The 12,955-nt window shown below is 74.1% G+C and carries 10 protein-coding genes; 6 read left to right on the top strand and 4 right to left on the bottom strand.

The genetic code is table 11. From position 1 onward, the window contains the following. The first annotated feature begins 324 nt into the window (after positions 1-324). Both QP089_RS34005 and QP089_RS34000 read left to right on the top strand, forming a co-directional pair. A complete protein-coding gene (locus QP089_RS34005) occupies positions 325-2,622 on the top strand; it encodes an Orn/Lys/Arg family decarboxylase (RefSeq protein WP_285917301.1) in 2,298 nt (765 codons plus the stop codon). A 66-nt stretch (positions 2,623-2,688) separates the two neighbouring features. Then, entirely contained in the window at positions 2,689-3,729 is a 1,041-nt protein-coding gene (locus tag QP089_RS34000; protein ID WP_285917299.1) for an NAD(P)-dependent alcohol dehydrogenase, read from the top strand. 45 nt (positions 3,730-3,774) lie between these two features. Here the strand turns inward: QP089_RS34000 and alaS are convergent, their stop codons facing one another. Next, positions 3,775-6,393: an alanine--tRNA ligase gene (gene alaS, locus QP089_RS33995; protein WP_285917297.1), complete on the bottom strand. Its 2,619-nt coding sequence runs from the start codon at positions 6,391-6,393 to the stop codon at positions 3,775-3,777. A 236-nt stretch (positions 6,394-6,629) separates the two neighbouring features. Further along, positions 6,630-7,010 carry a winged helix-turn-helix transcriptional regulator gene (locus tag QP089_RS33990; RefSeq protein ID WP_285917295.1) on the bottom strand — a complete coding sequence of 127 codons (381 nt, stop codon included), beginning with the start codon at positions 7,008-7,010 and terminating at the stop codon, positions 6,630-6,632. Positions 7,011-7,131: 121 nt separating this feature from the next. On the opposite strand from QP089_RS33990, the gene QP089_RS33985 reads away from it, so the two are divergent. From QP089_RS33985 to QP089_RS33975, 3 genes are all read left to right on the top strand, one after another. Next, positions 7,132-7,710 carry a YceI family protein gene (locus tag QP089_RS33985; protein WP_285917293.1) on the top strand — a complete coding sequence of 193 codons (579 nt, stop codon included), beginning with the start codon at positions 7,132-7,134 and terminating at the stop codon, positions 7,708-7,710. 87 nt (positions 7,711-7,797) lie between these two features. Then, complete coding sequence (locus QP089_RS33980) at positions 7,798-10,356, top strand: ATP-binding protein (protein ID WP_285917292.1); 2,559 nt, start codon at positions 7,798-7,800, stop codon at positions 10,354-10,356. Positions 10,357-10,382: 26 nt separating this feature from the next. Then, positions 10,383-10,766 (top strand): helix-turn-helix domain-containing protein, encoded by a 384-nt coding sequence (locus tag QP089_RS33975; protein ID WP_285917289.1) that lies wholly within the window; start codon positions 10,383-10,385, stop codon positions 10,764-10,766. On the opposite strand, the gene QP089_RS33970 is transcribed toward QP089_RS33975, so the two are convergent. Then, positions 10,726-11,418: an HAD family hydrolase gene (locus tag QP089_RS33970; protein ID WP_285917287.1), complete on the bottom strand. Its 693-nt coding sequence runs from the start codon at positions 11,416-11,418 to the stop codon at positions 10,726-10,728. The two genes, QP089_RS33975 and QP089_RS33970, sit on opposite strands and share 41 nt — an antisense overlap. Next, positions 11,415-12,014, bottom strand: coding sequence for a TetR/AcrR family transcriptional regulator (locus QP089_RS33965; RefSeq protein ID WP_285917286.1), 600 nt, complete (start codon positions 12,012-12,014; stop codon positions 11,415-11,417). Before QP089_RS33965 ends, QP089_RS33970 begins: the two co-directional genes overlap by 4 nt. Before the next feature lie 84 nt (positions 12,015-12,098). Here QP089_RS33965 and QP089_RS33960 point away from each other — a divergent pair, with 84 nt between their 5' ends. After that, on the top strand, positions 12,099-12,893 hold the full coding sequence (locus tag QP089_RS33960) for an SDR family NAD(P)-dependent oxidoreductase (RefSeq protein WP_285917285.1): 795 nt from the start codon (positions 12,099-12,101) through the stop codon (positions 12,891-12,893). Positions 12,894-12,955 lie beyond the last annotated feature (62 nt).

The following is a 12,955-nucleotide window of genomic DNA, read 5'->3' as shown; positions in this document are numbered from 1 at the left end:
TCGCTGAGCGAAGAGCCGGCCGGGACGATGACTCCGGAAGTCCGGCTCGTGCTCAAGGTAGCGGAAATATTTCAAGATCTGATGTAGGTGGCCGGAATGTGCCTCGCAGGTCGACTGATTGCGGATCTTGTGCAACAGGGCGGAGGAATTGTCATCACCGACCTTTCATCGGCTCGGTAAAAGGATCATCCCGGGGAGATCGCGAGGCGTCCGGGGTCGGATGAGGCCGGCAGGTGAGGGTTCGCTGGCGGGCTATGTCGACACGCAGGGTGAGTGAGGTACTACTGACGGCGACCGGGTTCTCGCACGAGCCTAGGAGCCCCCTTGGAGCACACGGTTCTCATCGCGGCGAGTGAGCGGGCCGACGCCGACTCCGTGGCCGCGGAGCAGCTGCGGGACGTGCGCGGGGAGGTGGAGCGGCACGGGCTGCGGGTGCGGTGGACGCACCGCACCGCCGACGCGCTGGCCGTCCTGCGCTCGGATGCGACGCTCGCGGCCGTCCTCGCCGAGTGGGCGGTGCCGGACGCCGACCAGGTGCTCGGCGGCATCACCGGGCGCTTCCACGGCCTGCCGGTGTTCCTGATGATGCGCGACGGGGCCGTGCGGGACGTCCCGCTGTGGGTGTACGAGGTGATCTGCGGGCTTGTGTTCCCGCTGGAGGACACGCCCGCGTTCATCGCGGGACGGATCAGCCGGGCGGCGGAGGAGCACGCGGAGCGGAGGCTGCCGCCGTTCTTCGGCGCGCTCCGCCGGTTCGACGAGGCTCACCGCTACTCCTGGCACACTCCGGCGCACGCGGGCGGCGTCGCGTTCCTGAAGACGGGGGTGGGGCGGGCGTTCTTCGACTACTTCGGGGAGCACCTGCTGCGCACCGACCTGTCGATCTCGGTGAGCGAACTCGGGTCGCCGCTCGACCACACCGGGCCCATCGGCGACGCCGAGCACAACGCCGCGCGGGTCTTCGGCGCCGAGCGGACGTTCTTCGTCGTCAACGGCAACTCCACCGCCAACCGCGTCGTCGGGCACCATGCGATCGCCCGCGATGAGCTGGTGCTGGTCGACCGCAACTGCCACAAGTCGATCCAGCACGCGTTGACGCTCAGCGGCGCGCGACCGGTCTACCTGGTGCCCGAGCGTAATGGGCTGGGGCTGGCGGGGCCCGTGCCGCCGGGCGCCCTGCGGGCGGGGGCCGTGAGGGAGCGGGTCGCGGGCCATCCGCTCGCCGGCGGTGCGGCGGCGACCGAGCCCTCCTACGCGGTGATCACCAATTCGACGTACGACGGGCTGTGCTACGACGCGGTGCGCGTGGCGCGGATGCTGGGCGACAGCGTCCCGCGCGTCCATTTCGACGAGGCGTGGTTCGCGTACGCGCGGTTCAACCGGCTGTACGAGCGCCGGTACGGGATGGCGGTGGACGACGCCACCGCGGGCCCCGAGCGTCCGACCGTGTTCGCGACCCAGTCGACGCACAAGCTGCTGGCGGCCCTGTCGCAGTCGTCGATGCTGCACGTCCGCTCGTCGGAGCGCGCACCGGTCGACTACGACCGGTTCAACGAGACGTACCTGATGCACGCCTCGACGTCTCCGCTGTATCCGATGATCGCGTCGCTGGATGTGGCGGCGGCGATGATGGACGGGCCGTCCGGGCCGTTCCTCACCGGTGAGGCGATCCTGGAGGCGGTCCGGTTCCGGCAGGCGATGGTGCGGGTGGCGGCGCAGATCCGCGCCGACGACGCCCGCCCGCCGTGGTTCTTCGGCGTGTGGCAGCCGCCGACCGTCACCGATCCGCGCACCGGCGTAACCGTGCCGTTCAAGGACGCCGACCCGGAGCTGCTGTGCACCGAGCCGGGGTGCTGGACGCTGGAGCCGGACGCGTCCTGGCACGGTTTCGACGGCCTCGAGGACGGCTACTGCCTGCTGGACCCGATCAAGGTGACCATCACCTGCCCGGGCGCCGACGCCGCCGGCGGGGTCGCCGACTGGGGGATACCGGCGCCGGTCGTGGCCGCCTACCTGCGGCAACGCGGGATCGTGGTGGAGAAGACGGGCGACTACACGCTGCTCGTGCTGTTCTCGATCGGCATCACGAAGGGCAAGTGGGGGACGCTGATCGACGCTCTGGTCGATTTCAAGAACGGCTATGACGACGATGTGCCGCTGCGGGAGATGATCCCCGGCTTCGGGCCCGAGGGCATCGGCCTGCGCCGCTACTGCGGCCAGGCCCACCTGCGGCTTCGCGCGTCCGGGCTGGGGACGCTGCTCGACCGCGTCTTCACCGACCTGCCCGAGCCCGTCCTGACGCCGGGCGACTGCTACCAGCGCCTCATCCGCGCCGGCACCGAGCGGGTGCCGCTGGAGCGGCTGGCCGGACGGACCGCCGCCGCCACCGTCGTGGTCACCCCGCCCGGCATCCCCATGCTGATGCCGGGGGAGGCCGTCGGCCCCGACGACGGGGCGGTGATGGCCTACCTGCGCGCCCTGGAGGAGTTCGACCGGGCGTTCCCCGACATCGCCACCGACATCCACGGCGCGCACCGGGACGCCGACGGCCGGTACTGGATCGAGTGCGTCCGCCGGTCCGCCGCGGACGGCGACCGGCCGGAGGCGCCGCCGTCCGCCTGAGAGGGGTGGGGCGCGGCCGTTCGGGGCATGCCTGCGGCGTGGGCGGCGGCCGTGGTGAGGGGGAGCATGAAAGCGGTCCAGTATCGCGAGGTGGGCGGGGCGCCGGAGGTCGTGACCGTGCCGGATCCCGAGCCTGGGCCGGGACAGGTGCTGCTGAAGGTCACCGCGGCGGGCGTGTGCCATTCCGACATCGCGGTGATGAGCTGGCCGGCGGACCAGCTGGCGTTCCCGCTGCCGCTGACCCTCGGGCACGAGGGCGCCGGGATGGTGGAGGCCGTCGGCGAGGGCGTCGAGGGCGTGGCGCTCGGCGCATCGGTCGCGGTGTACGGGCCGTGGGGCTGCGGGGCGTGCGTGATGTGCGCGCAGGGCAAGGAGAACTACTGCCTGCGCGCGGACGGGCTGGGCATCCGGCCGCCCGGGCTCGGCGCGCCGGGCGCGATCGCCGAGTACCTGCTGGTGGACGATCCGCGGCATCTGGTGCCGCTGGACGGCCTGGACCCGGTGCGCAACGTCCCGCTGACGGACGCGGGGCTGACCCCGTACCACGCGATCAAGGGGGCGCTGCCGAAGCTGGTGCCGGGCAGCGCCGCGGTGGTGATCGGGACCGGCGGCCTCGGGCACGTGGCGATCCAGATCCTGCGGGCGCTGAGCCCCGCGCGGGTGATCGCGCTGGACGTGTCGGAGGACAAGCTGGAGCTGGCCCGGACGGTCGGCGCGCACGAGACGGTGCTGTCGGACGAGCGGGCGACCGCGCGGGTGCGGGAGCTGACCGGCGGCCTCGGGGCGCAGGCGGTGTTCGACTTCGTCGGGGTGGGGCCCACAGTTGCGACGGCGACCGGGGTCGCGTCGGTGGAGTCGGACGTGGTGATCGTCGGGATCGGCGGCGGCGTCGCGCAGGTCGGGTTCGGGGTCGTGCCGTACGACGCGTCCGTGCGGGCGCCGTACTGGGGGAGCCGCGCCGAGCTGGTCGAGGTGCTGGAGCTGGCGCGGGCCGGGATCGTGGACGTGCACGTCGAGACGTACTCGATCGACGAGGCGCCGGAGGCGTACGAGCGGCTGCACGCGGGCCGGATCAACGGCCGCGCGGTGATCGTGCCGAACGGGTGATCACCGGCGCACCGGCCGGAGCGGATGCCGGTGCGCCGGTGGTCCTCAGAGGGTCCGGGCGTGCGCCGCCGCGACCGCGATCGCCTCGGCGAGGCGCTCCGGCCGGCGGCCGCCCGCGTTCGCGACGGCGCCCTTGCCGCCCGCGCCGCCGCCGACCTCGCGCGCCGCGTCGATGAGCAGGTCGCGCGCCCGGACGCCGGTCCGCGGGCCCGCCGCCGCGACGAGTTGCGCCTTCCCGCCGGACGCGGTGCCGAGGACGGCCAGGCCGCGGCCGTCGCCGGTCGCGACGATCGCGGACGCGAGGGTCCGCAGGTCCGCGGCGGGCATCGCGTCGACCTGCCGCGCGACGAGCCAGCCGGCGGGCACCGGCTCGGCCAGCGACACCAGGGTCCGCGCCCGCGCGTCGAGGTCGGCGCGGCGCAGCGCGTCCAGCTCACGCCGGGTCTCGGCGAGCAGGTCGAGCCGCTGCCGCAGCCGGTCGGGCGCCTGGTCGGGGCGCACGTCCAGCAGCGCGGCGAGCTCGGTCAGCAGCGCCCGTTCGTGGTCGAAGTGCCGCAGGGCGTCCGGGCCGGTGAGCGCCTCGACGCGGCGCAGCCCGGTGCCGATGGACGACTCGCCGACGATGTGCACGGGCCCCGCCTGGGAGCCGTGCCCGACGTGGGTGCCGCCGCACAGCTCGCGGGACGCGTCGCCGATGTCCACGATGCGGACGTCCGCGCCGTACTTCTCGCCGAACAGCGCGAGCGCGCCCGCCGCCTCCGCGTCGGCGCGGGACGCCTCCCACACGCGCACCTCGGGGTCGTCGGCCAGGTACTCGTTGACGAGCGTCTGGACCGTCCCGATCTCGGGCACCGCGGAGAAGTGCGCGAAGTCGAACCGCAGCCGACCTGGCTCGACGCGGGATCCGCGCTGGGCCGCGTGGTCGCCGAGGACGCGGCGGAGCATCGCGTGCAGGACGTGCGTGGCGCTGTGCGACCGGGCGGTCGCCGCGCGCCGGTCCGCGTCCACGACCGCCTCCGCCTCCTCACCGGGACGTACCTCGCCGTCCACGATCCGGACGGCGTGCACGTGCAGGCCGTCGATGCCGGAGCGGGTGTCCAGCACCTGGAGTACGGCGCCCTGTGTGCGGATCGTGCCGGTGTCGCCGACCTGGCCGCCGCCCTCCGCGTAGAACGGGCTCTGGTCGAGGACCACGTCCAGTTCGTCGCCTTCGCCCGCGACCGGCGTGAGGCCGCTGCCGTCGAGGAGCGCGACCACCCGCGCCTCCGCGGTGGTGGAGGAGTAGCCGACGAAGTCGGTGCGGCCGTGTTCGGCGACGACGCGCCGGTAGAGGTCCTGCCGCGCGACCGCGCCGCCCTTCCGGTCCCGGCCCGCCCGCTGTGCCCGGCGCCGCTGGTCGTCCAGCAACTGCGCGAACGCGTCCTCGTCGACGGTCAGGCCCGCGGAGCGCGCCGCGTCGAGGGTCAGGTCGATCGGGAAGCCGTAGGTGTCGTGCAGCTCGAAAGCGGTCTGCCCGGAAATGGTGGAGTCCGCCCGGGAGATCGCCGATTCCAGGAGCCGGGTGCCCTGGCGGAGCGTCCGCTCGAACCCGTCCTCCTCCGCCGTCACGACCCGCTCTATCAGCTCCGACTGCCGCTCCAGCCCCGGCCACGCCTCGCTGAGGTTGCCGATGACGCTGCAGGTCAGCGGCGCCAGGACCGGCTCGTCGATGCCGAGCCGGCGCGCGTGCCGGATCGCGCGGCGCATGAGGCGGCGCAGCACGTAGCCGTGCCCGTCGCGCGCGGGCAGCACGCCGTCCGCGATCAGGAACGCGATCGACCGCGCGTGCTCGGTGACGACCCGGAACGACATGGACTCCTCGCTGCCGTCGCGTCCGGGGTATTCGCGTCCCGCGAGTTCCTGGACGCGCCGGAGCGTCGGTGACAGCAGGTCCGTCTCGCACACGGTGCCGACGTCCTGCAGGACCGCCGCGAGCCGGTCGAGGCCGAGCCCGGTGTCGATGTTCTTCGCGGGCAGCTCGCCGAGGATCGGGTAATCCCCCTTACCGGGCCCTTCGCCGCGCAGGTTCTGCATGAACACCAGGTTCCAGAGTTCCTGGTAGCGCTCGCCGTCCACCGCGGGCCCGCCCTCGCGCCCGAACGCGGGCCCGCGGTCGTAGTGCAGTTCGGACGACGGCCCGCACGGGCCCGGAACCCCCATCGACCAGTAGTTGTCCGCCATTCCGAGCCGCTGGATGCGCTCGGACGGGACGCCGACCCGCCGCCAGAGATCCTCCGCCTCGGAGTCGTCGAGGTAGACGGTGACCCAGAGGCGTTCCGGGTCGAGGCCGTAATGGCGGGTGAACAGCTCCCACGCCCAGGCGATCGCCTCCGCCTTGAAGTAGTCGCCGAACGAGAAGTTGCCGAGCATCTCGAAGAACGTCGAATGCCGGGTCGTCCGGCCGACGTTCTCGATGTCGGACGTCCGCGCGCATTTCTGCACGGACATCGCACGCGGATGCTCCGGCGCCGTCTCGCCCAGGAAGTACGGCTTGAACTGGTTCATGCCCGCGTTCGTCAGCAGCAGCGTCGGATCCGACGGGATCAGCGAGCTGGACGCCACGACGCGGTGGTCGCGTTCCCGGAAGAACTCCAGGAAGGTGGAGCGGATATCAGAAGAGCGCATGGGACGGCCTCACGAGGTCGATGGGATGACGGCGCACACCGCCGAGCCGGGCCGGGCACGACTGCTCGTTCCCCAGCTCGGCGCGGCTAGCTCGCCGCCCCACCTCGTGAAAGACCATCGGAAGATTTCCCGTCCGCGAATACGTCCCCACAACGCTACGCGACGCCCCCCGACCCCCGCACCCGAAATTCCGCCGTCGCGCGTCGTCAAGGGCGAGGACTACGTCAGGCAGGAGCTCATTCGGGATTGAGGGGGGCGGTTGTGCGGGCGTCGTAGGCGGCGCGGGCGGCGTCGATTTCGGACAGGTGGGACTCGGCCCAGGAGACGAGGGTGATCGCCGCCTCCAGGAGGGTCGCGCCCATGGGGGTGAGCGTGTAGTCGACGCGGGGCGGCACCACCGGGTACACGGTGCGGATGACGATGCCGTCGCGCTCCAAGCCGCGCAGCGTGACGGTCAGCATGCGCTGGCTGATGCCCTCGATCTCGCGTTTGAGCTCGGTGAACCGGAGGGTGCGGTCGCCGAGCAGCGCGATGACCTGGAGCGACCACTTGTCGCCGATGCGGTCGAGGATCTCGCGGCCCCGGCAGCCGGCCACGGTGTGCTCGGGGAAGTTCATGGTTATCTCCAGGTGACCGAGGCAGGAAAAAGTGCCTTCTTGTGCCGCCGGCGCGGGGATCCGCACCATGGAGACGGTTCCGGAAAGGAACCGTCTTACTGTGCATAACCAAGGAGACACGATGACCGCGGAACTTGTCGAGATCCCGGGCTACGTCGCCGGCACCTGGACGATCGACCCGCTGCACTCCGGCGTCGGGTTCACGGTCCGGCACCTGATGGTGAGCAAGGTGCGGGGCCGCTTCGGGACGTTCGAGGGGACGGTGGTGACCGGCGACGACCCGCTGGAGTCGTCGGTGACCGCGACGGTCGGCCTGGCGTCGATCGACACCGGCAACGCGCAGCGCGACGAGCACGTGAGATCCGCCGACTTCCTCGACGTCGAGAAGTACCCGGAGATGGCGTTCCGCTCGACGGGCGTGCGCGCGAACGGCGACGGCTTCGTGCTGGACGGCGAGCTGTCCCTGCACGGCGTCACCAGGCCGGTCTCGCTGGACCTGGTGGTCGAGGGGTTCGGGCCGGACGTGTTCCGGCAGGACGACCCGTTCAAGGGCGCCCGCGCCGGGTTCACCGCGACCGGCGAGATCAGCCGGCTGGAGTTCGGCGTCGGGGACGCCGCGACCGTGCCCGGCGGGAAACTCGGGCTCGGCGACAGGATCGAGATCGTCCTGGAGATCGAGGCGGTGCTGCGGACGGAGTGACCCGCTGTTAACCGCCTGTTCCCGGCCGGTTCAGCCGCCGCGCGCGGCGGGCGCTCCATGATCGGAGGGGACAGGACGGAGGCGCGGATGCCGAACGGGACGTCCGAGGCCCGCGCGCGGCGGGCCCCGGACGAGGCCGCCCCGGCCCCGGCGGACGGGCGGGCGCGGCTGGCGGCGCCGTGGATCGTCGGCGGACTGACCGCGGTGATCACGGCGGTGACCACGTCGCTGGACGCCCTCAGCCTGCCCGCGCCGGCGCAGATCGCCCTGACCTGCGGCGTCGCCGCGCTGGCCGGGGTCGCGGCGTGGGGCGCGCAGCAGGCGCAGGGGACGCCGGGACGGGACGCGCCGGAGCGGATCGCGGGCGGGGTGGCGCCGGCGCAGCTGCCGCCGGTGATCGCGCACTTCACCGGGCGGGAGGAGTCGCTGGCCGAGCTGCGCCGCGCCGTCGAGACCGGGTCGGGGTCGCCGGCGTCGCCGCTGGTGGTGTCGGTGCACGGCCCGGCGGGCGTCGGCAAGTCGGCGCTCGCGGCGCGGTTCGCGCACGAGATCGCCGACGCGTATCCGGACGGCGCGCTGTACTTCGACCTGCGCGGCGCGGCCGGGGCGCGGGTCCGTCCGGAGGACGTGCTGCCGGCGTTCCTGCAGGCGCTGGGGGTGCGGCTGGCGACCGACCCGGGCGGGCTGCCCGAGCTGCAGAAGCTGTGGTGGACGTGGACGCGCGGGCGGCGGCTGCTCGTGCTGCTCGACAACGCGCACGACGCCGGCCAGGTGCGGGCGCTGCTGCCGCCGGGCGGCGGCTGCGCGGTGCTGGTGACGTCGCGGCAGCCGCTCGGCCTGCTCAACGACGTCGACCGGCGGCTGCGCGAGTTCACCGCGGAGCACGCGGTGGAGCTGCTCGGCCGCCTCGCCGGGCGGGACCGCGTCCGCGCGGACCCGGACGCCGCGGCCGAGATCGCCGAGCTGTGCGGCCGGCTGCCGCTGGCGATCGGCATCTGCGGTGGCCGTCTTGCGGCCCGCGAGACGTGGACGCTGCGCGTGCTGGCCGATCGGCTGCGCGACGAGCGGCGCAGGCTCGGTGAGCTGGAGCACGGCATCGACAACGGCGTCCGGGCGAGCCTGGCGCTCAGCTACGACGACTGCAGCCCGACGCAGCGGCGGCTGCTGCGCACCCTCGGCGTCCAGGCGGCACCGGACGTGCAGGCGTGGACGGCCGGCGCGCTGCTCGGGCTGTCGGACCTGGAGGGCGAGGACCTATTGGAGGCCCTCGTGGACGCGCAGCTCGCCGAGTGCTCGGGGACGGACGCGACGGGCCGGATGCGCTACCGGCTGCACGACCTCGTCCGGCTGTACGCGCACGAGCGGGCCGAGCAGGAGGACGCGGAGGAGGAGCGGGACGCGGCGGTCGAGCGGGTGCTGGACGGCTACCGGGAGCGGGCGGAGCGGGTCGCGGCGAGCCGGTGGCCGCAGGACTGGCACCGCGGTTCGGGGCAGGTGCCCGATCTGGGGTTCTCGGCGATCGACTGGGTGACCAGCGAGCGTCCGGCGCTGCTGGCGCTGCTCGGGCAGGGCGCCGAGCGGGAGATGTGGACGCTGGTGTGGCGGCTGGGCCGGGCGGCGTGCTCGCTGTTCCATTCGCTGCGCGTGTTCTGGCCGGAGTGGAAGGCGGCGGCCGAACTGACCCACACCGCCGCCGGCCACCTGGACGACCGCGCGCTCGGCATCGCGCTGCTGGAGCGTTCGGCGGTGCGCGGGAACCAGGGCCGGGTGGACCTGGCCTACGAGGACGCCTCGGCGGCGCTCCGCGTCTTCACCGGGAACCGGGAGATGTGGTGGCGGGCGCGGGCACTGCGCTCCACCGGCATGTGCCTCCGGGACGCGGGCAACCTGGACGAGGGCCAGCGCTATCTCATCGAGGCCATCGACGCGTTCGGGGCGGAGGGCGACGCGTGGTGGCAGGCGCGCACGCGCCGCAACCTCGCGGAGTTGCGGCTCGCGCAGCGCCGCTACGAGGAGGCCCGCCACCTGCTGGAGACCGCGCTGGAGGTGTTCCAGCGCAATGGCAACCGGTACTCGGAGGCGCAGACGCTGCGCGCGCTCGGCGAGGTGCTGGCGTCGGAGGCCCGCGCGTTGCGCGCGTCCGGCGACGGCGCGGCGGCCGAGGTCAAGTACAGCCTGGCCGCGCCCGCGCTCGAGCGCGCCGCGGAGGCGTTCCGGCTGCGCGGCGAGCAGTGGGAGGAGGCCCGGTGCCTGCGCGCGGCCGGGGAGGTCGGCGATCCCCGCAACGGGCTGCGCGAGCTGACGTTCGTCCGGAACGCGGGCCGCGTGCTGGCCGACCTCGGCGACGTCTGGGGCGTCGCGCGCACCCGCGTCTCGGAGGCCAACGCGCTCGCCCGGCTCGGCCGGCACGCGGAGGCCGCCGACACCGTCCGGCTGGCGGTCGCGGAGTTCGACGGGCTCGGCGACCGCTGGTGGCAGGCGCGCGGGCGCCGCACGCTCGCCGAGATCCTGTTGGACGCGGGCGACCGCGCGGCGGCGCGGCGGCCCGCCCGCGAGGCCCTCGACCTGTACCGCAGCCTCGGCAACGCGGCGGGGGAGAGCCGGGCCCGCGCCGTCCTCGCCCGGACCGGGCCGCCGCAGGGCTAGCGCCGGAGGTCCGGGAGACTGGGGCCGTGGAACTGCGGCAGCTCAGGTACTTCGTCGCGGTCGCGGAGGAGGCGAACCTCACCCGCGCCGCCGAACGGCTCGGGCTGCGCTCGCCGTCGCTCAGCCAGCAGGCCCGCGGGCTCGAACGGGAGCTGGGCGCCGCGCTGTTCGACCGGACGGCCGCCGGAATGGAGCTGACCCCGGCACGGGGCCGCGCTGCTGCCGGAGGCGCGGGCGGGGTGATCCTCGCGGACGGGACCGACCGCGCCCGCATCGAGGAGATCACCGCCGAGGATCCGTTCCTGCGCACCGGACGCGTCCGCTACGAGATCATCGCGATCGAGCCGACGCGGTCGGCGCTCGCCGGCATCACGGTGCGAGCAGGGCGGGCAGCTCGTCCAGCGTCGTGATGCGGGGCACGTCCAACCCGCCTGGGACGGGCTCGGACGAGCGGTCGAGCCACACGCCCGCCAGCCCGGCGGACGCCGCGCCCCGCGCGTCGATGTCCAGCCGGTCGCCGACGTACACGACGTCGCCGGGCGCCAGGCCGAGCCCGGTGCAGGCCAGGTGGAAGATCTCCGGGTCCGGCTTGGCGGTGCCTGTCTCGCCGGAGGTCACCAGGTATCGCAGCCGGTCCGCCAGCCCGATCCGCTCGATCTTCGCGCGCTGCTGCCCGGCGTCCCCGTTGGTGATCACGCCGAGCCGCAGCCCGCGCTCCGCCAGCGCCGCCACCGCGCCGGGCGCGTCCGGGAACGGGCGCCACGCGGCCGCGTACCGCGCCAGGTAGCCGGCGAGCCACGCGTCGGCGCGCGCGTCGTCCCAGTCGCCGAGGCCCAGCTCCCGGGCGAGCGGGACGATCCGGGCGCGCCGCTGCTCGGCCAACGTCAGCTCGCCGGCAAGGTACCGGTCGACCGACGCCTCGGTCAGCTCCAACCAGCGCCGGACGAGCCGCTCCGGATCCTCGCCCGGGAACGACGCGGAGATCGCCTCGGCCGCCGCGCCGGCATGGTCGAGCAGCGTCCCGTCCAGGTCGAACAGCACGGCCCGGGCGGCGCGGATCAACGGAAGCGCCCCGCGTCGGCGAGGACCCGCGCGGTCTGCACGACGGACTCCCGGCGCCGCGCCAGCGCCGCGGCCTCGTCGTCCTCGTCCAGGATGAGCCGGCACAGCTGCGGGACGGCGAAGTTCCAGGCGACCAGGCCGAGGATGGTGAACATCCGGTCCTGCGTCGCCTTGACGGCCTCGTCCTCGGGCAGTCCCGCGGCGACCCCGGCGGCGCGGAACTCGCGGACCCGCTCCCGGTAGGACGCGCGGCGCTCGCATTCGCCCTGCACCTCGCCGCGCGTCTCCAGCGCCTCCCACAGCAGCAGGCGGATCTGCTCGGGATTCTGCTGGTACCAGTCGAACAGCAGGCCCACGCCGTCGGCGAACGCGGTGGGGGAGATGTCGGCACCGCGGCAGATCTCGTCGACCTTGCACCGCACGACCTCGCCGAACAGCTGCTCCTTGCCGCCGTAGTAGAGGTAGATCGCCTGCTTGTTGGCGCGGGCCTGGCGGGCGATGCGGTCGACGCGGGCGCCGGCCAGCCCGTGCGCGGTGAACTCGGTGACGGCCGCGTCGAAGATCCGCCGCCGGGTGGCCTCCGCGTCGTACGTCATGCCCCGAATTAAACCAGCCGGTTGACAGGGCGCCTCCGGAGGGCCAGGGTAAACCAACCAGATGTTTTATTTGAGGAGAACGCGATGACCACCACCGAGGCGCCGATCCCGGTCCGCTCGCCGCTGCCGCAGGGCCTCGCCGGGCAGACCGCCGTCATTCTCGGCGGCAGCTCCGGCATCGGCCTGGCCGCCGGCGCGATGCTGGCCTCGCTCGGCGCGCGCGTCGTGCTGACCGGCCGCGACAAGGCCCGGCTGGGCGCCGCCGTCGACCGCGCCCGCGCCGCGGGGCCGGACGGCGACGTCCTCGGCGTCGCGGGCGACGTCGCCGACGACGACGCGGTCGCGGAGGTCTTCGAGCGCGCCGGCGCCGCCGACCACGTCCTGGTGACCGCCGGCGGTCTCGGCGGCGCCGGACCGGTCACCGAGGTCACCCGGGACGCCGCGCGCGGGGCGTTCGAGACGCGGCTGTGGTCGGTGCTGTCCGCCGTGCGGGCGGCGGTGCCCGCGATGGCCCCGGGCGGCTCGTTCACGCTGACCTCCGGCGGGCTCGTGACCCGGCCGCGTCCCGGCCTGGCGGTGCCGGTCGGGGTGGTCGGCGGGATCGAGACGCTCACCAGGGCCCTGGCCGTCGAGCTGGCGCCGCGCCGGCTGCGCGTGAACACCGTCCGCTACGGGATGATCGACACGCCGCTGGCCCGCGGGGGCATCGGCGCCGGCGCGGACGAGGCGGGCGACCGGGCCGTCGCGGCGGCGGGACTGCAGGCCCCGCTCGGCCGCTGGGGGACCGCCGACGAGGCCGCGTCCGCCGTGCTGTTCCTCATGGCCAACCCGTACGTGTCGGGCGAGATCCTCACCCTCGACGGCGGCCAGACCCTCTGAGGACCGGCTCCCGGCGAGGGCGAAATCGGATGCCGCCCCGGAGCGGTTTTGCGACCATCCGT

Source organism: Actinomadura opuntiae (assembly GCF_030283205.1).
In the GTDB taxonomy this organism is placed as follows: domain Bacteria; phylum Actinomycetota; class Actinomycetes; order Streptosporangiales; family Streptosporangiaceae; genus Spirillospora.
Note: the sequence above shows the minus strand (reverse complement) of the source record. Positions and strands in the feature narration are given on the sequence as shown.

Excerpts from the sequence above, each read along its gene's own strand:
- QP089_RS33980 (WP_285917292.1), top strand. The coding sequence starts at position 7,798 with ATGCCGAACGGGACGTCCGAGGCCCGCGCGCGGCGGGCCCCGGACGAG.
- QP089_RS33985 (WP_285917293.1), top strand. The coding sequence starts at position 7,132 with ATGACCGCGGAACTTGTCGAGATCCCGGGCTACGTCGCCGGCACCTGG.
- alaS (WP_285917297.1), bottom strand. The coding sequence starts at position 6,393 with ATGCGCTCTTCTGATATCCGCTCCACCTTCCTGGAGTTCTTCCGGGAA.
- QP089_RS33960 (WP_285917285.1), top strand. The coding sequence starts at position 12,099 with ATGACCACCACCGAGGCGCCGATCCCGGTCCGCTCGCCGCTGCCGCAG.
- QP089_RS33965 (WP_285917286.1), bottom strand. The coding sequence starts at position 12,014 with ATGACGTACGACGCGGAGGCCACCCGGCGGCGGATCTTCGACGCGGCC.
- QP089_RS33990 (WP_285917295.1), bottom strand. The coding sequence starts at position 7,010 with ATGAACTTCCCCGAGCACACCGTGGCCGGCTGCCGGGGCCGCGAGATC.
- QP089_RS34000 (WP_285917299.1), top strand. The coding sequence starts at position 2,689 with ATGAAAGCGGTCCAGTATCGCGAGGTGGGCGGGGCGCCGGAGGTCGTG.